Origin of the sequence: Halorhodospira halochloris (genome assembly GCF_002356555.2) — a bacterium.
In the GTDB taxonomy this organism is placed as follows: Bacteria; Pseudomonadota; Gammaproteobacteria; order Nitrococcales; family Halorhodospiraceae; genus Halorhodospira; species Halorhodospira halochloris.
In genome coordinates this window covers 1,307,877-1,333,007 of sequence record NZ_AP017372.2, presented here as the reverse complement: position 1 = coordinate 1,333,007, position 25,131 = coordinate 1,307,877, and the positions used below count along the sequence as shown (strand labels likewise).

The window sequence follows — 25,131 nt, the reverse complement described above, 5'->3', positions numbered from 1 at the left end:
CCTCTCTATTTGCAGGAATAATTGAAATGTGATTAGCCCTCGTAGCCTTCATCGAAGTCCAGTGAATCCCAGTCAATACGCTCCTCAAGATCCGGCTCAGTAAAAACCGACTCACTCTCGGGTAATCGCTGCTCATTCTCTCGCGCCCGAGCAAAAGCCTCAAGGCGGCTTTTCTGACCAGTGCTCAAAAGCTGGGCATACGCTACTCCCAACGCCCCAGTGTCACGCAATGCATGCAAAGCCGCGCCTTCGAGGGCGTTCAATTGCTTCTCACTGACTCTATACAATCCGCTAAACCGCCATGGCTGATTACCGATGTCAAGTTCCAAAGGCCATGGCTCCAAAACTCCAGCCTCATCCAAACTACGACAAGCCCTATCAGTTAGAGCTCTGTTGCGCGCTACCTGACCAAGGAAATCGATAACCTTCTGCAACTGCGGTGTAGGCTTATCATCTGCCGTAAACAGCGCCTGACCGATATAGGCGTCCGCCTGTAATGCCGCGGACGACTCATCTACAGCGACGACGTGCTTATCTTGCGCAGTTTCTACCAAGTAGAACGGATAGGCTCTCAGGTAGGCAGGAACATAACCTCCCCGCCAACACCCATGCGAATCGACAAAGGCTGAACGACCAGATTCCACCCCTAACAAAGCCTGTAAAATCGGACCCGATTTTTGATGAGTGATAACTAGGGGGAAAGAGCCTACCGCACGGGGCAGTTCCCGACTGGTAACGGGGACGAGGTGATGCTCTGCGGCGTGGAAATAACCTCGGGCCCGTTGCCAATAAGTATTGCGGTGCCTGTTTGCTGATAACGGCTTTAAGGATGATATTTGAGTCATGCTTGCAGCGAAGGTTTTGTTTTTTGATCGTCGTTTAGGCGACGAATTCAATCTTAACAACCGGGACCTCCCAAGTCTCGTAGCCAATAGCTGACCACCGAGGCTTCGGAGTAACTAACCTGCCGCAAGCCTATTGTGATTTGCCCAATTCACCTTGCAGCGCACGGGCGTAGGCCTGGCGTGCGGTGCGGGTAATCGCCAGCTGGCGGTTAAGTCGTGCGATCTCCTGATCTGCAACACGCAGGTTGATTAGCTGCTGACGGGCGTTTTCACTCATTTCATCAATCTTGTACTCGGTACCATCTATGGTGACAGTACGCTGCTGCGTCTCTTCTTCAGCCATCGTTGACTCCTAGTCAGATACCCAGCCTATCACTGTGGTTCACGGTTGTATTTCCTGTTATGAGCGCTTGAGGCGAGAGACCTTGGCCTCTTAACATGCCTTCGGAATACGCAAGTGGTGTTGTGAGACGCTATTCGGTACTCTCGAATCCGCGGGTATGGTGGCCTTTCTCCTTCACGCGTGTTATTGGTGCATCTCAGGGATGCCGGGGGTGCGGTAAGCGAAAGGAGCCTGAGAATGGCGAAGGCGAAACGCTCAACGCAAGGAGGGAAAAACCAGGAGCCGAGCCGCAAGGAGCTTGTCCGCCTGCAAAGCCTCATCCAGGACGAGGCCCTCGAGGAGGCCCGGGAGTTAGTCGAGCAGTTCCAGGCCCATCAGGGCGAGGAGAACTCCAGCAAGGAGAAGACCGCTAGTGAGTAGAGGTTAAGAGGAGATAGAGATGGCAGAAGAGCAAGAGCAGCAGACTCGTACGGTCATGATTGATGGGGTCGAGTACAAGCTGGGGGATCTCTCTGAGAATGCCCGTCAGCAGTTGGTAAACCTGCGCGTAGCCGAGTGTGTTAGCGGCTTTGGAAAACCGTACAAAATTGGCGGAGGATTCAGACATACTAATACGTTTCTGAGATCCACCGCCATGTCCTTTTCCTTACAGGTGGTAAATTAACTCTCTGCTTTGGCTTTTTTGCTCGGGGACTTGCGCTTAGCTTCTCGGGTGTTTCTGCGTTCTTGAGCTTCCTTGTAGCGATATGACTCGCCGTCTATGGCGAGCACTTCAGCGTTATGCAGCAGTCTATCGATCAGGGATACGACACATGCAGCACTCGGGAAGACCTCGCCCCACTCGCTAAAGGGGCGATTGGTGGTGATGATAATAGAGTTCTTCTCGTACCGGCGGCTGACCAATTCGAAGAGCAGATCGGCATAACGCGTCGAGTAGGAGAGATACCCTAGCTCGTCGATGACCAGTAAGCGTGGCCTAGTGAATCGGTTAAAGCGCTGCTGGAGTAGCCTCTCACTGTCTTGTGAGGCCAGCTCGGCGAGAATGGTGCTGGCGTTGACAAAGAGCGCGGTATAGCCGGCGATCACCGCCTGGTAGGCGATATTGCGGGCTATCATGGTTTTGCCGACGCCATTACTGCCGAGCAGGACGACATTACCGGCCTCGGGGATGAATTCCAGGCTCATCAGGGCATTGATAGCGCCGCGGTCACAGCTAGTAGGCCACGACCAATCGAATTCGCTCATCGGCTTGAAACGCCCTATATGTGCTTCGCTCAGGCGGCGCTCGAGAGAGCGGCGGGTGCGCTCTTGCTCTTCCCAGCACAGCATCTGCTCGATCCACTCCTTATCCTCAATCTCTTCCCAGTGGGCGAGGATGCCATGCAAGCGCAGGGCCTTGGCCCGCTCAATCATTTGCTGCTCAGGTGTTTTCGGGGCCATTGTCGTCTTTCTCATAGTTAGGAGTTAGGGCGTCGTAGCCATCGAGCCCGCGCAACCGGATGCTTGGCTCACGTTGACGTAGCTGCTCGGGTAAGCGCAGAGGCAGCGATGGCGGGCCAGGGGTTTGATCGCGGCGTTGTTCGAGGATCTGGCTGAGGGCATGTGGGTGGGGTACACCACGCTCGAGAGCGTGCTCAATGGCGGCATCGAGCTCGCTGGCGCCGTAGTGATCGAGCAGACGAAGTAGCGCAGCTGTGACGCTGCCGAGGCTGTTGGTGCGCGTTGCCGCTTGCGAGAGAAACTCCTTGGCGCGCGGTACAGAGCTACTAAGCCGATCGGTGCCACGATGTAGTCGAGCAGCTTGCTTCTCTTGGGCTAGCTTATCGATATGGCGCGGGTCCTCGATTTGAGCGTGGCGATCATAGCTGCGTGGATGCGAGGCTATAACATTCTCGCCATCAAGCACCTGGATCCTCTCCAGAGTTGCGCTGACGCTGAGCGTTTTGCGGACATATTCGTGCGGCACCGAGTAGTCGTTAAGGTCAAAGCGCACATAAGGGGTTTTGCCTACCTTTACAGGCACGTTCTCATAGCAAGGAAATGGCTCGCTGGGTAAGGCACGTAGGTAAGGCTGCTCCTCGGCAAATGCCTGGCGAACACTGCTCTTTTGCTCCTGATCGCAGCGCCGCTCGGCGGCAATGCTTACGCACCAGTGCTGCGCCTGCTCGTTCAGATCATCAAGGCAGTTAAACTGCCTACCGGGCCAGAAGCTGGAACGCACGTAGCGGATTGCCCGCTCGACACGGCCCTTTTCGTTGCCTCGGGCTACGGCTACTGGCCGTGGCTCAAAGCCGTAGTGGGCGCTAAGATCGAGTAGCTGCGGATTAAAGCGGATCTGTTCGGCGTAGCGCTCCAGCACCGCGCTTTTGAGGTTATCGTAGAGCAGGCACCTGCACACCCCCTGCCAGGCCTCGAAGGCGGCGACGTGGCCACGCAAAAAGTTGGCCGTCGATGAGCCGAGGTAGAAGCGCAGAAAGATCCAGCGCGAATAGCTCAGGACCATGACAAATGCCATCAGTGGGCGCTTAGCCCGACCTATGGGCAGTTTGCCGAAATGGCCCCAATCGACCTGTGCCTGCTCCCCGGGCAGGGTACGCAGGCGCATATACGCCTCAGCGACCGGTTTCGGCCGGTACTGGCTTATCAGGTGGCGAAAGTGATCAGGGCCGCCCGAATAACCACGCTCGCGGGCCATTTCATAGAGCCGGCTAGCTGGTATTTTGGGGTAATCTGCCAGGGTCTGCTCGATCCAGGGTACATAGGGATCAATGATCGATTCTCGCCTAGTGCGTTGTGCACTAGGGATACCGGCCTTTGCCAGCACCCTATGGACGACATCGGTGTGGACATTGAGTTGTCGGGAAATGGTGCCGACGCGCCAGTGCTCGGCGTAGTGATAGCGCATGATCTGCGCCTCAAGCTCTTTGGATATAGCCATATCCTTACACTCCATATGCTCGGCGAGATGAGCGCAGAAACATGCGCCTCGGGCTTAGCGCAAGGCAATTCTCGCCGGATCTCAGGGACCCGAGGGGCGCAACGGCTCGCGGCGAGAATAGCGGCGCAGGGTATTTGTGCGGACAAATACCGAGCACGGGCGAGCGCAGAAGTCACAGCGCGGGGCGCTCTCTGTGAGTCGGCGCGCTTGCTGATAATCGGGCCGCTGAACAGGCCGTGCTCGAGCTTGGTTATCTGGCTGCGAGAGCTTAAGTGAAGCATCACTATCAACAGGTGTGGAACCCTGATGCGTCACTTTTTTGTCTCGGCTTAGGGATAGGGATAGGGGTCGAGTCCGGGCCCTGGCTCGATAACGACTCTGGCGCTCTGCATGCTTGGCTTTGCCTCGCCTAGAGTCTTGATAACGCCTACCCGCCTCGCGCAGGGACTGGCGGCGGGCAGCAGTTGCGCATTGCTGGCTACAGTAGCGATTGCCGCGATCACATTGACTGCAGATCATGACCTGTCGATTGCAGCAATCGCAAAAGAAAAGTCGGCGGGTCAATGCTTTAGGCTGGCTCATCGGGGCGCTTATCCAGGTAAATTGCAAACACTGGACAACGGCGCTAAACCCGAGGATACTGATAAGTGCCGTGTCGCAGGACGCGGTGGGCGCGGCATCAGGAGGGTTGTCAGCCTCTGGTTACCTGATGTCGCGTCGCCCTTACTACTTGCCTACCGATTCTCACCCTCTTATAAGCAAATCTCCAGTACTTTTAGCTGCTTAAGCAATAGCTCTGTGGACTTGTGGACGAGCGCTTCGCGCCGCCCTGAGCCCTACGGGCCGTGTGGACAGCCCGTGGACAACCCTGCGGGTTGCCCACCGCCTGCCCACACTCTCAGGGCTCTCGCCCACAGGGCCCACAGAGCCAGTTACTGGTTTATAAGGAAAAGAAGGGACAAACGAAAGCAGAAATCGACACAGAGCGTGGTAGTTAGTCTTAGCTTTTAACTACCCAGTAGATATGCTTATTCTTGAATCCTCCGCCAAATATGTACGGATTTTGGCAGCCAACAACATCACCCTCTCTCGCCTTCACAGAGCTTCACAGAAGCTTTTGTAAGCACTTTATGTACCCCTGCATGTCCGCTTGCTATTCTTCTCAAAGGCTCTCTGTGTGCTTCATATCATCACCTCTCGATTGCCCAGATATAAGAAAGCCCCCTTCCCCTTGTGAGGGAAGAGGCCTTCCAGCCTTCCTGAGAGATCTAGCAGACTAGATCGCGCCCGGAGCAAACTTTCTATCAAGTGTAGAGGATGAAGTCATCCTCAGTCAGATTTTCGTAACCGACCTCAACCAGCTTGATACTTCCAGAGTTAGGGGCTCCGACTGGGTCCCCTACACCACCTTCTTCACCTTTAGACATATCGACCTCCTCCAGATCGCTAAGATTATCCGTAAGGTTGCCGTCATCAGATCCGACGGTAGCGTTTGTCAGGTCAAGCTCATCGCCATCAATTGCAATCGCCAACCATTGACCTCCATCAGAAGCATCATACTGGACAAGCCAGTCTTGTCCCTCGTCGTCGTTCACGGTGCCAACAGAGTCGATTTCATCAAAATCTATATCCTCCTGATCGGGGGGGCTGTATTGGTTCTCTTCCAAGGCGGTGAAATCAAGGATGCTGTTGTAGTTATCTTCCTCAAAACCATGGATGATCATATCCTCAAAGTAATCGTTATTCCCATAACCAACGAAATCAAGACAGAAGAAACCTTCTTCCGTGTAATCTCTAAAGTCGAAGGTGATCGAATCTGAATCCCCAATCTCGGAGTCATTACCTGTAAAATGCAGGTCCGTTCTGTCACCTTCCAAAGAGGTAGAAATAAGGGCCACTGTGTTATTATGATCCATGCTATCCGAGATCTCGGCGCCGCCCCAAGCGTAGTTGAACTCGTCGATCTCCAGCGTGTCGTTATCGCCATCGTCCATCATGATTCCGTCAGCATCGGTAATGTTACCCCAGCCAAATTCGTTAACTTGGCTCGCCGTAAGAATGCCGTCATAATCAACTATTGGGGAGAAAAAGTCATCACTGGTTATATCGGTGGCATCAACATCAACAAGCTCTATTTCACCCGATTTAGCACTAACCTCGTCGACCTTATCTTCTTCAACATCACCTCCATCTCCGATGACATCCCCCCAATCTTTATCGAAGGTGAACATGGACTCCAAATCGAGGACGGCGTTACCACCTTTATCGCCAACCGACTCCAACCTAATTGCCAGATCTTCCTCACTGGCAAAATTATTCGTCGAGACGACCAACCAATCTTCGTTTTCGTTTTCGACTCTAGCATCTTCAGCCATAATAGGTAAATCTGTATCAACATCAATATGGAACTCAAAAACAGAGTCATCATTTCCGTGGTCAAAACCTTTTACTCTAATATCTTCGTAGTGATTATCGTTTTCTTCATCAAACATGAAAGAAAGTTGGAAATTTTCAGTGTGTTTACTAAAGTCGAAGGTGATCGGGCCGTCAATATCCGAATCTTTGCCGGAGAGATCCAAGTTCGTGGCGTCGGTTTCAACACTCCCAGCAATTAACCCAACTAGTGTTTCATCCGGCGAGTGGATAGTAGCGGTGAAATCGGGGTTAAGCTCGTTGATCTTCAGCGTGTTGTTGTTATCGTCATCGTCCATTTCGATCTCACCAAAGCCGGTTAATGAGTCCCAACCCTTTCCGTTAACTTCTTGCGCATCGTACGCAGTAATGGCCTCACCATTATCTCCCATTAGAGCTATTATATTATCACTAAATATACCACCATCCCATTCCTCGGATGCGTCTTTTAAGGTCACGATCACATCGTCAGAATCGTATGTGCCTTCACCATCACCTGCCACTTCAAACACAATATCTGCATCTTCTTCTTTTATACCAATCTGATTATTGCCTTCATCGTCTTGTATGACCCAATCCCAATCGTCATTTTCATATTCTTCAAATTGGCGCGGATCTATGCCATCGATGCTGGCAAAGTGCAAGACATCTTCTGATGTGAAGCCATGAATCACGTTATCGGTGCTTTGGGCATCAGCGAACCAGAAATCAAACTTGGCACCACCATCTTCATTATTTTCTAAATAAACTTCGTTTTGCCCTTGTCCAAGCTGTATCTCGTATTCACCATCATCGCTATTCTCTCGGTCAATCCATAAATCGAGATCGCCGCTTAGGTCACTGGCATCCAGCTTACTGCCTTCATCAAATATAAGCGCACCAAAAACCTCACCGATGCTGATGTCCTCCTCACCGAAAAGGTAGAATGTTTCTCCATCCAGACTAAAATCATCTCCTGGCACGACTATCAGCTCCGCTTGATCGTCTTTCGTACCATCCGGGGTGCGCAATGTTATATCGTAAACACTTGGCTGTAGTGCTAGCTCTTCAGTATCAACATCAAAACTTATAGTCTCGGAATCTTCAACATCAACCCAGCCACGTTCAAATAGCTTTTTTTCACCGTTTATTTCAAGCTCTATATTACGGCTGCCGAGGAATTCCCCATCATCGTTCTCAAGCGTGGCAACAGTTACCTCTTTCGTTTCACCAAAATCTACCGAGTATTCATCTGCCAGTTCAAAATCAATCTCTACATCCGCCGTTCCCCATTCTTTCCCGGCACTATCCCCAATCGAATCTCCTTCGATATCCCCGGTATGGTCACCGAGGCGCGTGTATAAGGCGTCCCCTGCTATTCCAGCCTCATTGCCAGAGTTGACGGCGGCGCGGTCAAGGTCCAGATCGGCCCTCCGGGTCTTGATGGCACCGCCTCGGGTAATAGCTTCATTTCCTTCAAATACCACCTCATGAAGCTCTAGGCTCTGATTGCTCCAGCCATTCTGGTGGATAGCGCCACCGGCCACCGCCTCGTTATCATTGAAGTAGACTTGCTCAGCTATCACCGAGCGGGCCTGCACGGCGCCGCCGTACCCGGCCATTGCCTCGTTGCCATTAAGTTCCATATCACTGAGGTGGAGTTCTTCCGTGCTACCAGCGCGTATTGCGCCCCCTCCCCCATGTTCGGCGTTGCCATCGCGAAGATCGACACCATCGATCTCGACCTTCTCAGGAGCCCCAGTGACATCCAGAAGTCGCCCATCGCCATCGCCTGACAGAGCCGCTTCGGATCCCACTGCTTCAATTTTTAGGTCAACATCCAAATCATAAGTAAGAGATTCGGAAACCGATATCTCGCCATCAATCCATATCTCAAGAGTATCTTCGGCGAGACCGTCTTCATCTGCCAATGCCTGACGAAGATCATCTTCATCGCTGACGCGATAGAAATCGGATGGGGCTTCTAACGTCAAATCACTAGTAGCCGAGTCATCCTCTGTGTTTATCGCAACCTCATAATCGCCCGGCTCAATCAGCCAGTCCCATTCGTCAGTTTCGACCGTAGTGCTGATCTCAGAGCTTTCCCCGCCATCAAGCTCAAGTTCTTTTGCGTAAACTTCTTTGCCGGATACGCTGACTGAAACTTCCTGATCACCCACCATCTCACCAGAGTTTTTAACCTTACTGGTGATATCGAAAGAATCACCCCACTCCACTGTCTCCGGATCCAGCTCAGGTCCTTGAGTTATCTTGAATTCGGCGGGATCCTGCTGCAGGTCAGGGGAATCATCTATATCTTCCGGATCGAAGTCGTCCGGATCGAAGTCGTCCGGATCCCAGTAATATGTGTTAAGCATAATAGGGTACATGTACTCATCTTCGTAAGGATGAGGATGATCATCTCCAATGTGCCCCATGTACAGCTCGAGAGATCCCTCACCCCCCTCCAATAAGACTGGACCAGCACCCACAAAATGCAAAGATGATGAGATTTCTTCGTACTCATCACCCCAATCTTCGGGCGACCATGGAGCTGGTATAGCATCAACGGAGCGAATTTCAAAATCGGTGTGATACTGGTACTCGTAAATCGGCTCTTCTGGTTCATCATTAGTATCAAACTCATAGTACTTGCCTTTAGAGCTGATCACCGATAGCACGTCACCCGCCAGCGCCATGTCCACAATATCGCCGGGTGTATCATCGTCAACGTCGTCCAGCGAGACCGTCCAATTTTCTTCGCCATTCTCGGCGTCCTGAGCAACAATCGTGCGACCGTTGTGACCAGCGCTAAATACCGTACCGCCATCATCGGACAGTTCTACGGAAACTACTCCTCGGCCATCTCCATCACCGCTGTCGCTGTGATCATGGACATCTTCTTTTTTCCATTCTTTCTCAAGATCTGTGCTGTAGGCACGCACAGATCCATCATAGCCGACCGCGTACAGTTCCGGATCATCATAGTCGATGGCCAGATCGTGGACTCCATACTGATCGTAATTAGGTTCAAACTCGATGAATTCATCATCATCCGGCTGCTGAATATCTTCTAAATCTGTCGGTTTCTCGGCGCGATATATATTGCCCGTAGTACCCGCCATGTAGACGTAACCTTCGGTTACCTCTACAGCGCGTATCTTGTCGAGTTCAGACCCATATTCCCAAGAGCCGAGGTGCTCGCCGGTCTCGCGGTCAAAGAAACCTACGGTGCCGTCGTCGCTAGCGCTATAAAGTATCTCATGGCCGAGCGCTAGATCCCTTACGGAGTCGTCGTGGGCCTCCCCGTTAAACCAGAAGCCCTCATCTTTGTACCATAATTCATCATTTGCCATGGCTGCCCCCGAGGTTCATATGGACTCTCTGCTCCAGCGATCCCAAGTCTCACCGTAAATTCTTAATAATCACTACCTGAGTCATGTGGCTCCCAGATTGTAGAAGATCGATGTGAGTAACTTCCTCAATAATCCTACTTAAAATGGAGCACACCTTCGATTTTGAAGTCGTCATCAATGTCATCGAAATCATCAGCGATCGCATCAAAGACAGCACCTGCGGCTGGAGCATTTGAGTCGCCGAAGATCTCTAAAAGCATTTCCCCTTCGACCTGAGAAGAATGATCATCAAGCGTGAGCTCAGAATTTTCTTCATCAGTTTTCAGTAAGATACCCTCACCTCCCGGATCAAAGCGTGCTGTCTCAGTGTAGTCGAGAAACCAATCTTTTTCCACTGAGTCGCCATTATGATTAAATTCGGGATCACGAAAATGCAAAAGCACTTCTGCTGAATCACTACTAACGTTTAATTCCGATTCATCAAGAATATTATATCTGTCAGCCAAACTTACAACTTGATTATTGTCAGAATCGTGCAGCAGCCCATCATTCAAAACAAGCGAATCTTCAATCGCTTCTATATCATCAGCCGACATAACATCGCCATGAATCCAGAATGTCGGGTGGTCTGCGTCAATTGGGTCATCTTCGCTTTCAGAGTAAATTATATTGCTGATCAACTCTTCACCATCTTCTGCATACCAAGCCCCCCAATATACCTCCGGGTCACTGGCTTGATCGAATACGTAATCATCGTCCTCTTCGCGTACTAGATACTTGTCTTCTTCTATGTTTTGAAATACCGGGTAGGTTTTCCAATCCGCAACCCGGAGGCTAGCCATGCTATGTTTGTTACCATCAAAGTAGGTTACCCCTTGGAACTCAGCATCTGATGCCGCTTGATCGGCCCCAATATCTGACAACAAATCGGATAAGCGGTCATCCATTACATCTTCCGAGTCCATATCATCTTGACCGTTATCACCATCGCCGTCTGGATCAGGCCCTATATCATCGTCTTCGGCCTCTTCATCTTCTTCCTCGGCATCTTCATCAGGCTCATCCTCCTCTTCGTCATCCTCGTCCTCGTCTTCGTCTTCGTCCTCCTCCTCGTCTTCGTCCTCTTCCTCCTCATCTTCCTCTGTGAGGCCCTCAAGGGCAGCTGGGCGTTCAGCCATTGTGGTGGGCGGCAGATCGGCATCTTCGACCTCATAATAGTCATGAGGCTCACCTTCACCGACATCGGCACGCTCACTCTCTTCGCCGACGTTCTCTACCCAGCCGCCGCCGCGGGGTGTACCGCCCACGGTGCCAGTCTCGTCGCTGTGAACGATATCAGATATGGTGCCGCGAACGCCTATGACCGCTACCGGTGTCTCTACTGAAAAGTCGTCCTCACCATCAATTGCCCCGCTAATGGCACGCAGCCCCCCTTCGAGTAGCGATTTTCGACTTTCGCCCTCTTCCGTCTCCGGATCATATTCATAAGCCTCGAATTCGAGCTGAGTCTCAGAGGTCAGGGTTAGGCTCTGATCATCCTCAAGGCGTATCTGCGCTCGGCTCCGTTCTGAGGTAATTACGGTATCACCCACATAAACAGGGTCCCGCCTATCCAATGACCTGGTACTGTCTTCTCTCTCGGCATATACCTCGCCCCTTGCCGCAAGTACCACACCAATCTCGTCGGCCTGATCAGCCATCAATGCAAGAGGGGATGCCATGGTAACTACGGCAACAGCTAGAGGGGTTTTACGCAGGGTTGCTCTAGTTAGGGCGGCGGTCTTCATATGCAAGCCTCACTATTCCCAGGTATAGCGAAAATCAGCCATTATGAGGGTCTGCTCATAATTTCGTGTGTCTATGTTAGAGTTTTTGTTTCGATGATTTATCATCGCGGTAATTCGCCACGGCTCCTGTGGAACATCAACGCTGTAGCTAAAATTAATGCCTACCAAAAACGCACGCTCCGCGCTATCGTCCTCGTATCGCCTATCATAGGCTTGCTTATAATCATCCTCATCAGCACCGTCATGATATAGGTGATAACCGGACGATAGCGCCATCGAGAAGGTATTCCAATCATTAACCGGCACAATAAAGTTAGCGTCCACATCAAATCCGGTGCGGACCATGTAATCGATGTCAGTCTGCTCATGGTGTACTACAGGCCGGGTTAGCAAAATAACCCCAAGGTCTTCAGATATAAGCCTAACCCAGCTCCCGCCAAGCTCACCGCGTAGCGTGTCAAGATCGTCATTATCGTAGTCGCTATAACCTATCACCGGCTGAAAGCGCCACTGATCTGTCGGACCTGTATTGCGCCTCCATTCCGGGGTTAACCGTGCCCGGGTGCGCTGATAATCACCATCGATGTAAACCTGCTGCAACTCAGCGCCGAGATGGAATTGTTCCATCTCGGATGTGCGCACAACCCGTGTTGCCTCTGCCTGCACCACACTTTGATCAACTTCACTGAAACGCTCATAGTCACGGTGCTGAGCCTGCCCGGAAAAGCGCCACTGCCGGTCAGCCACCCAAGGGGTGTGGTAAAAGCCCCCCACAGCCCCCTCCAAAAATTGGTCAGATTCTACCTCCTCTTCGACTTCCAGCTGATCAATACCAAACGCTTCGAGCCCTTCGACACTTAACAAAAAGTCCTCGCCACTAGTGCTGTAAACGTTATTATCGTGGCCGCCGCGCAACGATACCCAGGCATCTGTTGCCGGACGAGCTGCAGCCATGGCCCGATCTATGGCGTCAACAAACCGTTGGGCCTGGGATTGCACCTGGTCTGGTGGCTCACGCTCAATAACCTGAGTAAAGTGATCCCTGGAGGTCTCGTAGTCTTCGATGACATAAAGTGCTCGGCCTAGTTCCAGGCGCGCCCGGTCGTGGCCAGGTTGAACTATTATGACTCGTTCAAAGGCGCGTGCTGCCCGCTCACCTTCACCAGCAAACAAATGGGCCCTTCCGACAGCCAGATCGAATTCAGGTATGCCCGTGTGCTGTTCATTATCCTGTCCTACCTCGATGGCTGCATCATAATCGCCCTGATCTATAAACTGCTCAATCTGCGTAACCGCATCCTGCCAGTGAGTCTCATTTTCGGCTGCAGCAAAGCCCGAGCAACAAAGGAGTACCAGAAACGCTAGGCTAAACCGCACAGGCCCAAGCCTAAAAACACCTCGTCGACAAGGATATTTTGCCAAGTGACACTCAAGCAGGTGGCGAGGACCTTTATGCACTGCTAGCCTCCTTTGCTTTGGGTAATGTTGGCAGGTGTAGTCAGATCGTTATTGCGCATTGAAAACAAATTCAGGAAGCCTCATAGTAGTGCCCTCCCCCTAGCCGGTGCTGCACGCCCCTCCAAGGCGTCCCTAAATGCCCCGCACAAGCATGCAGTGCCCATATGAGCTACTAAACAGGTGCGCAACGGATTTGGTAGAAGAGATATTCGACTGCTTGACACAAGTTAATTCTGCCAAAGTCGTTATGGGTTGCAAGAGGTAAGAGGCAAAAATTACCAATAAAAACTGCCCACCGTTGCCCGTTGGTTTTGGGGCATTACCACCAAAATGCCTATCCGAATCAGCCTTTCTTAGGTGCTGTTCGCTAGTGGATCATCCCATGTGGCGGGGCGTAAAGACGAAGACCGGCAGGCCCAGAGGACTAGAATGAGTAAAGCGGAAGAAGAGTTGCTTGAGGCCTAAACGAAAAAAGGGCTGCGACAATATGCAGCCCTTTTTACAATTTGGTGGAGCCAGGCGGGATCGAACCGCCGACCTCCTGCATGCCATGCAGGCGCTCTCCCGGCTGAGCTATGGCCCCTTTTGAGATTGCGTAGTCTAGTAAATGCCCCTGCCCCCGTCAAGGGGGGTGAAGGACCTAACTCCTGCAGGGATCTTGAACAGCCACTGGAGCGGCGACCGGAAAAACTTCCCCGGCGCCATTAGCTGCCCCGGTGTGGAGGTCTTGGCGCCAGGGATGGCGCCATGAAGCCTCCGGGGATGGATTCACGGCGTCCTCCACACCGGGGCAGCTAATGGCGCCGGGGAAGTTTTTCGGGACACCGCTAGAAATTTCCAAAATCCCCAACCTTCTCGATTCAAATTCAGGCGGCCTTAGCACGCACCCACTCAACCGCCGCATTGACTCGGGAGACAACCTCATCGCGGCCGAGCAGTTCCAGGGTAACGTCAATTGGCGGTGATACCGTTGTACCAGTGACAGCCACCCGCAACGGCTGCGCCACCTTACCCATCTTTACCTCGAAGGTCTGTGCCGACTCATTGACAACCCCGTGGATGCTCTCCCTATCCCAACTGGGCAGACCGGCAAAACAGTGAGCACAATGCTCTAGAATAGCTGCAGTGTCAGCGGTCAGGTTCTTCTTCGCTGCCTTCTCGTCATAAGAGTCGGGGCTCTTGTAGAAAAACAGACTGTTATCCGCCATCTCGACCAAAGTCTTGGCCCGCTCCTGCTGGGCGCGTACTACTTCTTCCAACGGCGGTCCAGAGACCGGATCTGCTCCCCTCTCGCTGAGAAACGGAGCCACATGCCGGGCGATGTGAGCCGGATCAGAGCCCATTATGTGCTGCTGGTTAAGCCACAGCAGCTTAGACGGATTGAAGGTCGAAGCGGAGTGGTTAACGTCGTTGATATCGAACAGCTGGATCAGCTCATCGACGCTGAAAACTTCCTGATCGCCGTGCGACCAGCCTAGCCGCACCAAGTAGTTGAGCAACGCCTCGGGCAGGTAGCCCTCGTCACGATACTGCAGCACACTAACCGAACCGTGGCGCTTGGACAGCCGCTTACCGTCCTCACCGAGGATCATCGGCACGTGGGCAAAGCGCGGCGCTTCGACCCCGAGTGCATGATAAAGATGGACCTGGCGCGGGGTGTTATTGAGATGATCATCACCACGAATTACATCGGTCACCCCCATCTCCAGATCATCGATAACGACAGTGAAGTTATAAGTGGGCGAGCCATCGGAGCGGGCGATGATAAGATCATCAAGCTCGGAGTTATCGAACTTGACCTTACCGCGAATACCATCGTTGATCACTACATGGCCTTCCAGCGGCGTGCGAAAGCGCACCACCGGCTCGTCACTTACCTCATCTGATGGCGGCCCACTCAGGTCACGACAGCGGCCATCATAACGCGGCTTCTCCTTACGCTCCTGCTGCTCGGCACGCACCCGCTCAAGGCGCTCCCGGGTGCAGTAGCAGTAGTAGGCCTGGCCGCTCTCGAGAAGGTGCTGCAAGTGCTCGTGGTAACGCTCAAAGCGCTCGGTCTGATAGAAAGGACCCTCGTCATAATCCAGCCCAAGCCATGACATCCCCTCGAGTATGGCGTTAACCGCCTCGGGGGTAGAGCGCTCGCGGTCGGTATCCTCGATACGCAGCACAAAGCGACCGCCATGGCGGCGAGTGTGCAGCCAGGAGTACAGAGCGGTGCGGGCACCGCCGATGTGCAGATAACCGGTCGGGCTCGGGGCAAAACGGGTACGGATCATGCTCATAACGGGCTATTGCCTTTCCTTGTCGTGTTGTATTTGGAGTTGTTTGGTGCCCCACTTTAGCACAGCTTAATCTGTGGGCGGATGGGCCGCGTCTTGTCGATGACAGCCAATGCAACCGTCATCCTCATCCAACCCATCATGGGCCTGCTGCGCGCGGGAGCTCTGCTCGTCGAGGTTCCAACGCTGCGGTGAATGGCAACTTTTACAGGTTTTGCTATTGGTCTCCTGAAACCACTCAAAGACACTATCAGCAAGCTCCTCGCGGCGTTCGGCGAGGTCCTCCGGGGTATTAACCCCACCTATGTAATATTTCCACATAGCACCTATGCCGTGGTCGGCCTTGGTGGTGACCATATTCCACCAGTTATCGAACGGCAGGTGGCAATCGACACAGCCAGCCTTGAATCCTGTTGTGTTGCTATAGTGCGCAGTCTGCTTGTAATCCTCATAGAGATCATCATAGATGTGGCAGGAGACGCAGTACTCGGTTTTATTAGTCACCTCGACCATAGTAGCGCTGCCTGCAGCCACTATTAACCCGATGACGATGCCGATGGCCACAAAACCCAGCACCGCAGCGACACCTCGATTTCCAGCTCTCTCATCTGCCACAATAACCCCCTCTTGGTACTCTCTTTACCAGCTCCTGCCGATATATAATAAAGCATAGAAAAAATTATGACTAAGCCTACAAGAGTTCTTGAGCGTGTTGAGGGGCTGATTGAACGGCTCGAGCAGATTATCGACACCCCCAACGCCGAACCCGACTGGTCTACCGCAACCGCTTTCCGGTGGCGCTGCGCAAGCAGATTTGGCCACTGTAAACTGGAGCCGATCCGTCGTCCCCACCGCATAGATATAGCCAATTTACACGGCATCGAGCAGCAAAAACAGACACTTGAGCGCAACACCCGGCAGCATTTGGCCGGCCTGCCTGCCAACAATGCCCTGCTCTGGGGCGCCCGGGGCACCGGCAAATCATCCTTGATTAAGGCGCTGCACAGCTCCTACGCCGAGCACGGCCTGCGGGTTATCGAAGTCGAGCCTGAGCACTTAGGCGATCTGCCCGATATCCTTGAGCTTACCGCCGAGCGCCCGGAGCGGTTTGTGATCTTCTGTGACGATCTTTCCTTCAATGCCAACGATCAGCAGTACCGGGCCCTTAAGGCCGTCCTCGATGGCTCACTGACCTCCAGCGCTGATAACACCCTATTGTACGTCACCTCTAACCGTCGCCACCTAGTCCCGGAGCAGATGCAGGATAACCAGCAGGCGCGCGTCTACGATAATGAGATCCACCCAGGGGATAGCGTCGAGGAACGGATATCGCTCGCTGAACGCTTCGGCATTCGCCTCTCCTTCCACCCTTTCGATCAGGAGCGCTATCTGCAGATTTGCCGCGCCTGGCTGGAGCATCTAGGCCATCGCGATCCGGCAGGCGAACGTGTCCGCCGAGCGGCATTAGCTTATGCTCTGGATCGTGGCTCGCGCAGTGGTAGGGTCGCATGGCAATTTGCCCGTGACTGGGCAGGCCGCCACCAACTTGGCGAGGAGCACCTAGATTAGGCAAAAGGGTAAAACTTCACCGCTGACTCTGCGGAAACTAATGGGAACCTCTAAAAACCTCCCCGGCGCCATTATCTGCCCCGGTGTGGAGGACGCCGTGAATCCATCCCTGGAGGCTTCATGGCGCCGTCCTTGGCGACAAGACCTCCACACCGGGGCAGATAATGGCGCCGGGGAGGTTTTTAGAGGTTCCCTAATGCAGGGTTAATATCCGAGGTATTTCTCCGGTTTTATCGACCATTTCTCTGGATCCTCGTAGCCTACAACCTGTAGCTTGCTGGCACTTTCACCAAGATCAAGGATATATGGCGAGGTCAGCTTCTTGTCCCGTTTGATATCGTAGACCACGCGGAGCATCGGGCGTGATGGCTCATGCGCGGTGCACTCCAGGACAATGCCGAGTTGATCGGCATTGGTGCGCACCAGGCTGCCTACCGGATAGACGCCTATGCAGCGAACGAAATCATAAGCTAGCTCGGCATTAAAGTGGGTACCCTTGCCATCTATTATAACCTTTAAGCCACCAGCCGGCGGCTTGCCCCGATGATAGGCGCGCACTGCGGTTACGGCGTCGTAGACATCCACTATAGCGGCCATCATGACTTCGCGGCGCAGCTGTTTCTCCTCCAGGCGGAAAGGATACCCCGTCCCATCGACACGCTCATGGTGCTTCTCAGCTACCTCGACAATTAACGGATGTATCCCCTGCTGTCCGCGCAACAGCTGTGCCCCTTTGGATGGGTGGGCCTTGATGGTCTTGTACTCTTCATTCGACAGGCGATCCGGTTTGAGCAGTATATGCTCTGGCACGAAGGCCTTGCCGATGTCGTGGAGCAAGCCGGCGGCGCCGAGCAGCTGTACCTGCTTATGATCCATCTCAAGGTAACGGCCAAAGGCCATCATCAGCACACCGACATTCACACTATGCTGATATGTGTAGCCATCGAGCGAGCGAACCCGCCCTAGGGCAAGCATTGCGTTTTTATTGGTGCACAGAGATGAGTAAATCTCCTCGGTTACTGAGTTGACATCCTTCATGTCGATGGACTTGCCGGCGCGAGCACCTTCCAGCATGCCGCGTACAAAGCGCCTTGCTTCACGGGTAACCTTGCCGGGACGGGCCTTAGCACTACCACCCAGTCCTTTGGCTCCAGTCAGGGAGGTATCTTCATGCGCTGGCTCCGACTCGCTCTCAGCGTTGTCCGAATCGTCCTCCTCGGCTACCCAAGCCGGCCCATACAGGTCGCGCACTGCATCTGGCGAGCTTCTATCCAGGTCAATTTCTACCTTTTTAAGCTCCATCCCACGGATTTTTAGGATAGATTGGGCATCCAGCTCAAACTGGTTTTTTAAGAAGGGATGTTTGGCCCAGTGTACGCCAAGATCGGTCACGTATAGGCCGGGGCGTAAATAGCACACATCGATCTGTATGCGAGAACTTTCCCCCCTGTTTGCCACCATAGACCCCCCTATCTTGACCGTTTTTAGGCATCTTAATCAACAAGTTAAGATGCTTATTTAATCCTGCTTGTCAAGCTGCAGCAGTAACGCCTGTGACTCCGGGAACCAACGCGCGCACCATGTGTCTAAAGTTGGCGAAGCCTATTGGATGTCGTTTAATAGCAACAGGCCATTTCCCCGTGTCTGCAAGCAAGTAATCATTTCCCCGGTATTCACCCTCAAAGCAGATAATAGTTTATGTTTAGCCTGAATAACAACCAAAATCACCACAATACCACCTACCCCCGGGTTATTTACGCAGCGTATGTGCTGTTATCTGTTCTAGCTCTAATCTATACAACTAACCTGCAAGCCGATAAGACAGACGGGGACCCCTGGGCTGAGGGCGACGGTGGAGTTACGCTCAACTTTGAAGATGCTGATATCGAGTCCGTAGTGGCGATGGTCGCCGAACGCACCGGTCGCAACTTCATTGTTGATCCACGGGTTAGCGGCGAGATAACCATAATCTCTCACCATCCGGTAGATGATCAACAGCTTTACCAGGTCTTTCTGTCTGCGCTGCAGATTCACGGATTCGCGGCCATTCCAGTAGATGGGGCAATACGTATAGTCCCCAAAAATATCGCCAAACGTGACCAGGTGCCGGTAGACGAGGGCGAGACCGCACACGGTGAATACGATTTTGTGACTCGGGTTATTGAGGTGGAGCACTCCGAGGCTGGCGAGCTAGTCCCTCTGCTGCGCCCGCTAATCTCTGATGAGGCCGAATTGGCCGCCTACCAAGAGACCAACACCCTTATAATCTCTGAATCGGCAGGAAATATTGAGCGTATCAAGCGGATACTCGCTCAAGTCGACCGCGATACCAGCGGCACCACCGAGGTGATCAGGCTAGATAACGCCTCGGCCAGTGAGATGGTCGAGATGGTTACTGATATAGAGCCCGAGGAGCGGGCTGGCCGGCGCCTCGTCCTGACTGCCGATGAGCGCAGCAACAGCGTTTTGGTGGCTGGAGACCCGACTCGGCGCAGTGCCGTACTCAAGCTTATCGAGGAACTCGATGAGCAACTATCCGAAGAGGAAGGCACCGCGGTTTCCTATCTGCGCTACGCCGATGCCGAAGAGATCGTCCCAGTCCTAGAGGGGCTAGCAGAAGGGATGATGGACGGTGCTGAGGAGATGGCCGATATCAGCATCCATGCCCACGAGAGCACCAACTCTCTGGTCATTGATGGGCCGCCGGACGCGGTAGAGTCGTTGCGTAGCGTGGTCAACAGACTCGATGTTCGGCGCGCTCAGGTCCATGTCGAGGCGATCATTGCCGAGGTGTCCGCCGATCGGGAACGCGAACTCGGTGTGCAGTGGGGAGCGCTTGGCGAGCGTGGTGTTGGGGTGATCAATTTTGGGGCCGCCGGTGAGGGCTCGCTGAGCAACATCGCTCGAGCAGTTGAAGAAGGAACGCCGCCGGGCGTATCTGGTATTACAGCTGGGGCAGCCGACCGCGGCGGCAATCTAGGCGCCATGTTGCGTGTACTTGCTAGCCACTCCGACACTAACATCCTCTCAACCCCCTCTATAATGACCATGGACAACGAGGAGGCCGAGATTGTGGTCGGCCAGAATGTCCCCTTTGTAACCGGTCGCGCCATTGAGGAGTCGGGGCAGGCTTTCTCCTCTATCCAACGCGAAGACGTCGGCATTCAATTACGTATAGTACCCCAGATAAATGAGGGTGACGCCTTGAAACTGGAAATAGAGAAGGAAATCTCCGGTGTCGAAGACCCTCCCGATGGTGCCGAGGACCTGGTTACCAGCATGCGTTCCATAACCACAACTGCAATGGTCGACGATGGTCAGATCATTGTCCTTGGCGGCCTAATAGACGATCAAGTAAGCGCTGGCACCCAAAGGGTGCCCGGACTGAGCAGCATCCCTTTTCTTGGGCGGCTGTTTCGCTATGAGCAGGCGGATCAGCAAAAGCAAAACCTCATGGTCTTCATCCGCCCGCGCATCGTTGAGAACCGCGATGACGCCAGGGCTGTGACTAGCCCCAAATACACCATGATGCGCAACCGTCAGCTCGCCTCACAGCAGCGCGGCGTAGGCTATATGGATGGGAACGACGTGCCGGTGCTCGAAGAGGCTGCCGATCTAATGAGCCTGCCCCCTGCATACGAGGAACAGGCCGGGGTCTCTGATCACGATGCTGGGGGGAGGATCGGCCGCCCTCCCCGTCCGGGCCATTGATTCAGATTAGCCCCATAGCCAGCATCGAGTCACTCACCCGCAGGAAGCCGTTGATGTTCGCGCCCGAGACGTAATCGCCCGGCATACCGTACTCTTCGGCTGTCTCATAGCAATTACGATGGATGTCGACCATTATCTCCCGCAACCGCTCCTCGGTATAATCAAACGTCCACGAATCGCGGCTGGCGTTTTGCTGCATCTCCAAGGCGCTCGTCGCGACCCCGCCGGCGTTGGCAGCCTTGCCCGGCCCATATGCGATCCCGGCTTGCTGAAATAGCCGTACTCCCTCCGGGGTGGTGGGCATATTCGCCCCTTCAGCAACGGCGATACAGCCGTTTTCTACGAGCTCTTTGGCGTCGTGGCCATCCAACTCGTTCTGAGTCGCACAAGGCAGGGCGACATCGCAGGGAATCGACCAGATACTTTTTTCCTGGACATAGCGGGCCGAGCTGACCTCATCGGCGTATACGCTTATCCGCTGGCGCTCGATCTCCTTGATGCGCCGGATTCGGTCAAGCTCCAGGCCCTTTTCATCAACCACAAACCCGCCCGAGTCGGAACAGGCTATAACCTTAGCCCCTAGTTCAGTCGCCTTCTGCATGGCATAGATGGCAACATTGCCGGACCCGGAGATAACTAGCTTTTTGCCATCCAACCCCAAGCCGCGGGCCTGGAGCATCTCATTGAGGAAGTAGACCGTACCATAGCCGGTGGCCTCCTTGCGCGCGCAGCTACCACCCCAATTTATGCCCTTGCCGGTCAGGATTCCCGACTCGTAGCGATTGGTTATTCGCTTATATTGGCCAAACAGATAGCCTAGTTCACGCTCGCCTACCCCGATATCCCCGGCCGGTATATCGGTATACTCCCCCAGGTGGCGATAGAGCTCGGTCATCAGGCTCTGACAAAAGCGCATGATCTCATCGTCAGAGCGCCCCTTCGGGTCGAAATCACTACCCCCCTTGCCGCCGCCGATAGGCAAGCCGGTCAGGCCATTCTTAAAGACCTGCTCGAAACCGAGGAACTTGATAATTCCCAGATATACCGAAGGGTGAAAGCGCATCCCCCCCTTATACGGCCCCAAAGCGCTATTAAACTCGACTCGAAAGGCCCTGTTGATATGGATCTGTCCTGAGTCATCCTGCCACGGCACGCGGAAGATGATTTGCCGCTCAGGCTCACAGATACGCTGTATGATCTTATACTCGGCCAGCTCCGGGTGCTTGCCAATAACCGGACCGAGAGTCTCAAGGACCTCATGGACAGCTTGATGGAACTCGCTCTCGCCCGGGTTACGCTTGATAACCTCTTGATAGATCTTCTCCAGCCTTTCATCGAGCTTGATAGCCATTAATCCTCTACTCCGCAATTTGATATTTACTGAACCAAGGCGAGATTCTAATACAACTTGCTGAGCTTAAGGAAAGTATTGCCGGCTAGCGTCTATACGGGGGATTCCGCCAATCCCTCCCTGAGCAACATCTAAAAAATCCCCATAAGCCAATTGGCTACCCCGGTGTGGAGGACGCCGTGAATCCATCCCTGGAGGCTTCATGGCGCCATCCCTGGCGCCAAGACCTCCACACCGGGGCAATCCAATTTGCTCAGGGGATTTTTTAGAAGCACCCTCTGGAGGCTTTACGATCGCACTACTGCGGCAAAGATCCTATATGAAAGATAGCTGGCAATACTTTCCTTAACCTTTGTAGGCTATATACTGGAAGGCTCTTCCAAATAACAGAGCATGCGTTGGGCGACGACATCGCTGACCAGGCGCAGGGTCTTGTCGGTGATTACGTAGTAGTCAATGGCCGCGGCCACTTCTGGGTCAACCGGCTCATGCGCCGAGGCATCGAGGGGCAGTTCCTGCCGACACGCAGCAGCCCCCTCTTCTAGCCAGTGCGGATTATAGGTTGTATCGCTATCGGCTGGGAAAAGTGCTATATAGGCAATCCCCGACTCGACCAGGTCTTGGAAAAAGTGCGAGCCGTAGGAGAGATCGGGGATCAGATCGCCGCCTAGTTCAGCCACCTCGACAAGAGCGGCGACGTTGTTGATATCGGCAAAGCGAACCGGCACACCGAGCTCTGGTGAGCTTGTGCCCCAGCGCCCCGGGCCGATCAATAACAGCCTCGCTTCCGGATCCACGCCTGCACCCGCTTCTGCTTCTACGCTAATAGATCTCGGCGCAGACCTGTTTCGATCATCAAAGCCAGTCACTAAAGAGCGGTTTATTGCGCCTACAATGCGGGCAACCTGATATTTTTGCGAGGTACTTAGCTGGCTATATTTATGCCCATCGACGTGTACTACACGCTCAATATTCAAATCTATATTACCGCCCATAAAGTGGCCTTGGGTGGCAAAAAATAGCTGCGCCGGAGGCAGTTCAGCCGGCATTGGCCGCGGGATTGCGCTGCCCAAGGTAGGCAAAGGCCGGCACTGGACCAGGTTTACGAAACTATTGCCATCGGCATCGAAATGGATGGTCAATTCAATGTCGACCGGATGCTCGTAGGCCTCCTCCAGCGTGCGCAGTATCGATCGAGCCAGATCGACAAAGCCCTTATCACGCAACAGTGGCGTGAATGTCAACCGCCACACCGCGCTGGTATCGCCCATTGACTTTGCCTGGGCGCTGGCTCGGCGGTCGAACTCGGCTAACCTACTTAACGGCAGGTCATCATCAGACTTAGTCAAATCGCGCAGGCTGAGGGTGGCTAGCTCATTGGCCGCAACATCCAGAACATCAACTTGGTGCTGCGAGAAACGGTAGAGATCATCACGGTCTCGAAATGGCCGTTTAGACGGCTGATCGAGGCCTACAACGCAGGCGTGATCGCCGCCTATTCTATCCACCGCCCGCGTACCCAATCCCATCACCAAGCGCAGCATACCGGCGCTCGGATCCATATCGCTATCCCAAACGAAGATATTGCGCGAGATCCCTACCGCAGCAGCATCCGGGAAGTAATACTTGCCATGATAGCGACCGTTGACCCGCTGCAGCAGTAGCGCCATCGGTTCTTCCTGATCAGCCAGGCCGCGTTGCATCCTATAGACTAGGGCGTCCTCGCTCATGGTAGAGGCGTAGATGCGCCTTATCGCCTCCTCAAGCTGCTCCAAGCGCTGCTCCGGGCTGCCCTGATTGACGCAAAAGATGCTCTCATACTTACCCGCAAAGGCGTTATCAAAGCCGTCTTCATGCAAGCTGCTCGAGCGCACCAATATCGGGTACTGACCGTAGTGATCGAGTAGCCGTTCCAGCTCAGTGCGGATCTCCGGCGGCATCTCACCACTGAGCATAGCTTGGTGAAGCTCTCTGCCAGCACTGTAGTACTCGCCAGCACAGCGCTGACGCATAAGTATCGGCCACCAGCCGTTATGGACTATATAGGCGTAGTAAGCATCCGAGCCCAGATAGTGAGAGTCGTGCGGCTCCAGACGCGTGCCTATCTGCTGCGCGCCTTCATACTGCAGAATCTTGCGCGCCAGCAACATGCCGACAGCCTTGCCACCAATTGTCCCGCTACTTACCATCCTGGCCCTTACTGCGAGCAAATCTTCCAGCTCCAAGTACCGGCTTGCCAAGTCGCGAATGCGCGCATCGCGGCTGACCAGAACATTGAGGATGCGCTCTTTGACCTGCTCGTAACGCTCGCCCAGACGCGGATCCTGCCGGTGAGGCTGAGCACGCGAAGCGATAACCTCGGTAGCCTCTAGGAATAGTCGATCCCAGTAATCGAGCAAGCGGCGCTGGCGCTGGCTTTGATGGCGCCGCTCAAGCTCAGCCTGCAGCCGGGTGGCATCGTGACTATCAATAACCGGCACAAACTGATCATCAAGCCAACGGTGGGGCAGAAACATGGTTGGTGAATATCGCTGCCACACCTTTACCGGCTGCACATGCAGCTCCTCGGCTGAGCAGCGCACGTCAATCATCACCTGGGTGGTGGCACGAATCCGCGCGAGTGTCGTGTGCGAGTGGCGTTGCGGTAGCAGGGCAAAATAGGCAACTGTGTCCAACTCAAACAGATATGGACAAACGACACGGAAAAAATTGCCGACCATATAATCGGTTGCCCACGCCTCTAGCAGATCAGAGAGACAATCGCAGACGTAGAAGGCGCCACTGCCGTGATCGCTGATGAGCTGATAGACCTCGCGGGTAAATCCCTCGAAGCCGCCCAACGCATCAATATCCACTACCCTGACGTTGGGCTCATCAGTCAAGAAAGGTTCGTGCTGGCCGTAGCGCAGGTAGATAATCGAGCGCCCCTGTTGCTTAGCAGCGTCGACAAAGGGGCGGATGAAGCGCCGGTAATCGGCCAGATCCTCGACGCGCCAGACCACGTTATCACCGATGCGCAGGCTATCAAGGACCTCATCCAGACCCTCTAAGCCGGTCGAAACCCGCACTGTCGGACAATAATCGTCCATACCCATATGCC

At 53.8% G+C, this 25,131-nt stretch carries 16 protein-coding genes and 1 tRNA gene; 4 read left to right on the top strand and 13 right to left on the bottom strand.

Annotation, left to right across the window (positions count from 1 at the left end; genetic code table 11):
- Window positions 1-32 precede the first annotated feature (32 nt).
- Both HH1059_RS06215 and HH1059_RS06210 read right to left on the bottom strand, forming a co-directional pair.
- Window positions 33-845: a SapC family protein gene (locus HH1059_RS06215; RefSeq protein WP_096409296.1), complete on the bottom strand. Its 813-nt coding sequence runs from the start codon at window positions 843-845 to the stop codon at window positions 33-35.
- 130 nt (window positions 846-975) lie between these two features.
- Complete coding sequence (locus HH1059_RS06210; RefSeq protein ID WP_096409295.1) at window positions 976-1,188, bottom strand: DUF6447 family protein; 213 nt, start codon at window positions 1,186-1,188, stop codon at window positions 976-978.
- Between the two features lie 237 nt (window positions 1,189-1,425).
- On the opposite strand from HH1059_RS06210, the gene HH1059_RS06205 reads away from it, so the two are divergent.
- Entirely contained in the window at window positions 1,426-1,608 is a 183-nt protein-coding gene (locus tag HH1059_RS06205; RefSeq protein ID WP_096409293.1) for a hypothetical protein, read from the top strand.
- 19 nt (window positions 1,609-1,627) lie between these two features.
- A complete protein-coding gene (locus HH1059_RS06200; RefSeq protein ID WP_096409292.1) occupies window positions 1,628-1,852 on the top strand; it encodes a hypothetical protein in 225 nt (74 codons plus the stop codon).
- Here HH1059_RS06200 and istB read toward each other — a convergent pair.
- The 8 genes from istB to HH1059_RS06160 form a co-directional block, all read right to left on the bottom strand.
- Window positions 1,849-2,628 carry an IS21-like element helper ATPase IstB gene (gene istB / locus HH1059_RS06195; protein ID WP_096409290.1) on the bottom strand — a complete coding sequence of 260 codons (780 nt, stop codon included), beginning with the start codon at window positions 2,626-2,628 and terminating at the stop codon, window positions 1,849-1,851. The genes HH1059_RS06200 and istB overlap by 4 nt on opposite strands.
- On the bottom strand, window positions 2,609-4,126 hold the full coding sequence (gene istA / locus HH1059_RS06190; RefSeq protein ID WP_096409289.1) for an IS21 family transposase: 1,518 nt from the start codon (window positions 4,124-4,126) through the stop codon (window positions 2,609-2,611). The genes istB and istA overlap by 20 nt, the downstream gene beginning before the upstream one ends.
- 1,304 nt (window positions 4,127-5,430) lie before the next feature.
- Window positions 5,431-9,873, bottom strand: a complete 4,443-nt coding sequence (locus HH1059_RS06185; protein WP_096409287.1) for a PQQ-binding-like beta-propeller repeat protein — start codon at window positions 9,871-9,873, stop codon at window positions 5,431-5,433.
- Window positions 9,874-10,007: 134 nt separating this feature from the next.
- Window positions 10,008-11,660: a FecR family protein gene (locus tag HH1059_RS06180; protein ID WP_096409286.1), complete on the bottom strand. Its 1,653-nt coding sequence runs from the start codon at window positions 11,658-11,660 to the stop codon at window positions 10,008-10,010.
- A gap of 12 nt (window positions 11,661-11,672) precedes the next feature.
- On the bottom strand, window positions 11,673-13,037 hold the full coding sequence (locus HH1059_RS06175; RefSeq protein ID WP_096409284.1) for a tetratricopeptide repeat protein: 1,365 nt from the start codon (window positions 13,035-13,037) through the stop codon (window positions 11,673-11,675).
- Window positions 13,038-13,625: 588 nt separating this feature from the next.
- A tRNA-Ala gene (locus HH1059_RS06170) sits at window positions 13,626-13,701 on the bottom strand.
- 283 nt (window positions 13,702-13,984) lie between these two features.
- Window positions 13,985-15,403: a glutamate--tRNA ligase gene (gene gltX, locus HH1059_RS06165; RefSeq protein ID WP_096409283.1), complete on the bottom strand. Its 1,419-nt coding sequence runs from the start codon at window positions 15,401-15,403 to the stop codon at window positions 13,985-13,987.
- Between the two features lie 66 nt (window positions 15,404-15,469).
- Window positions 15,470-16,015, bottom strand: coding sequence for a NapC/NirT family cytochrome c (locus HH1059_RS06160; protein WP_162549398.1), 546 nt, complete (start codon window positions 16,013-16,015; stop codon window positions 15,470-15,472).
- Window positions 16,016-16,081: 66 nt separating this feature from the next.
- Between HH1059_RS06160 and HH1059_RS06155 the strand changes: the two genes are divergently transcribed.
- Window positions 16,082-16,969, top strand: coding sequence for an ATP-binding protein (locus tag HH1059_RS06155; RefSeq protein WP_096409280.1), 888 nt, complete (start codon window positions 16,082-16,084; stop codon window positions 16,967-16,969).
- Window positions 16,970-17,173: 204 nt separating this feature from the next.
- Here the strand turns inward: HH1059_RS06155 and HH1059_RS06150 are convergent, their stop codons facing one another.
- Window positions 17,174-18,430 (bottom strand): HD-GYP domain-containing protein, encoded by a 1,257-nt coding sequence (locus HH1059_RS06150; protein WP_096409278.1) that lies wholly within the window; start codon window positions 18,428-18,430, stop codon window positions 17,174-17,176.
- 237 nt (window positions 18,431-18,667) lie between these two features.
- Here HH1059_RS06150 and gspD point away from each other — a divergent pair, with 237 nt between their 5' ends.
- Entirely contained in the window at window positions 18,668-20,680 is a 2,013-nt protein-coding gene (gspD, locus tag HH1059_RS06145) for a type II secretion system secretin GspD (protein WP_096409277.1), read from the top strand.
- 1 nt (window position 20,681) lies between these two features.
- Here the strand turns inward: gspD and gdhA are convergent, their stop codons facing one another.
- Both gdhA and HH1059_RS06135 read right to left on the bottom strand, forming a co-directional pair.
- Window positions 20,682-22,031, bottom strand: a complete 1,350-nt coding sequence (gene gdhA, locus HH1059_RS06140) for an NADP-specific glutamate dehydrogenase (RefSeq protein WP_096409275.1) — start codon at window positions 22,029-22,031, stop codon at window positions 20,682-20,684.
- A 359-nt stretch (window positions 22,032-22,390) separates the two neighbouring features.
- A complete protein-coding gene (locus HH1059_RS06135; RefSeq protein ID WP_096409274.1) occupies window positions 22,391-25,126 on the bottom strand; it encodes a PEP/pyruvate-binding domain-containing protein in 2,736 nt (911 codons plus the stop codon).
- Window positions 25,127-25,131 lie beyond the last annotated feature (5 nt).

Excerpts from the sequence above, each read along its gene's own strand:
- HH1059_RS06215 (WP_096409296.1), bottom strand. The coding sequence starts at position 845 with ATGACTCAAATATCATCCTTAAAGCCGTTATCAGCAAACAGGCACCGC.
- HH1059_RS06210 (WP_096409295.1), bottom strand. The coding sequence starts at position 1,188 with ATGGCTGAAGAAGAGACGCAGCAGCGTACTGTCACCATAGATGGTACC.
- HH1059_RS06205 (WP_096409293.1), top strand. The coding sequence starts at position 1,426 with ATGGCGAAGGCGAAACGCTCAACGCAAGGAGGGAAAAACCAGGAGCCG.
- HH1059_RS06200 (WP_096409292.1), top strand. The coding sequence starts at position 1,628 with ATGGCAGAAGAGCAAGAGCAGCAGACTCGTACGGTCATGATTGATGGG.
- istB (WP_096409290.1), bottom strand. The coding sequence starts at position 2,628 with ATGGCCCCGAAAACACCTGAGCAGCAAATGATTGAGCGGGCCAAGGCC.
- istA (WP_096409289.1), bottom strand. The coding sequence starts at position 4,126 with ATGGCTATATCCAAAGAGCTTGAGGCGCAGATCATGCGCTATCACTAC.
- HH1059_RS06185 (WP_096409287.1), bottom strand. The coding sequence starts at position 9,873 with ATGGCAAATGATGAATTATGGTACAAAGATGAGGGCTTCTGGTTTAAC.
- HH1059_RS06180 (WP_096409286.1), bottom strand. The coding sequence starts at position 11,660 with ATGAAGACCGCCGCCCTAACTAGAGCAACCCTGCGTAAAACCCCTCTA.
- gltX (WP_096409283.1), bottom strand. The coding sequence starts at position 15,403 with ATGAGCATGATCCGTACCCGTTTTGCCCCGAGCCCGACCGGTTATCTG.
- HH1059_RS06155 (WP_096409280.1), top strand. The coding sequence starts at position 16,082 with ATGACTAAGCCTACAAGAGTTCTTGAGCGTGTTGAGGGGCTGATTGAA.
- HH1059_RS06150 (WP_096409278.1), bottom strand. The coding sequence starts at position 18,430 with ATGGTGGCAAACAGGGGGGAAAGTTCTCGCATACAGATCGATGTGTGC.
- gspD (WP_096409277.1), top strand. The coding sequence starts at position 18,668 with ATGTTTAGCCTGAATAACAACCAAAATCACCACAATACCACCTACCCC.
- gdhA (WP_096409275.1), bottom strand. The coding sequence starts at position 22,031 with ATGGCTATCAAGCTCGATGAAAGGCTGGAGAAGATCTATCAAGAGGTT.
- HH1059_RS06135 (WP_096409274.1), bottom strand. The coding sequence starts at position 25,126 with ATGGGTATGGACGATTATTGTCCGACAGTGCGGGTTTCGACCGGCTTA.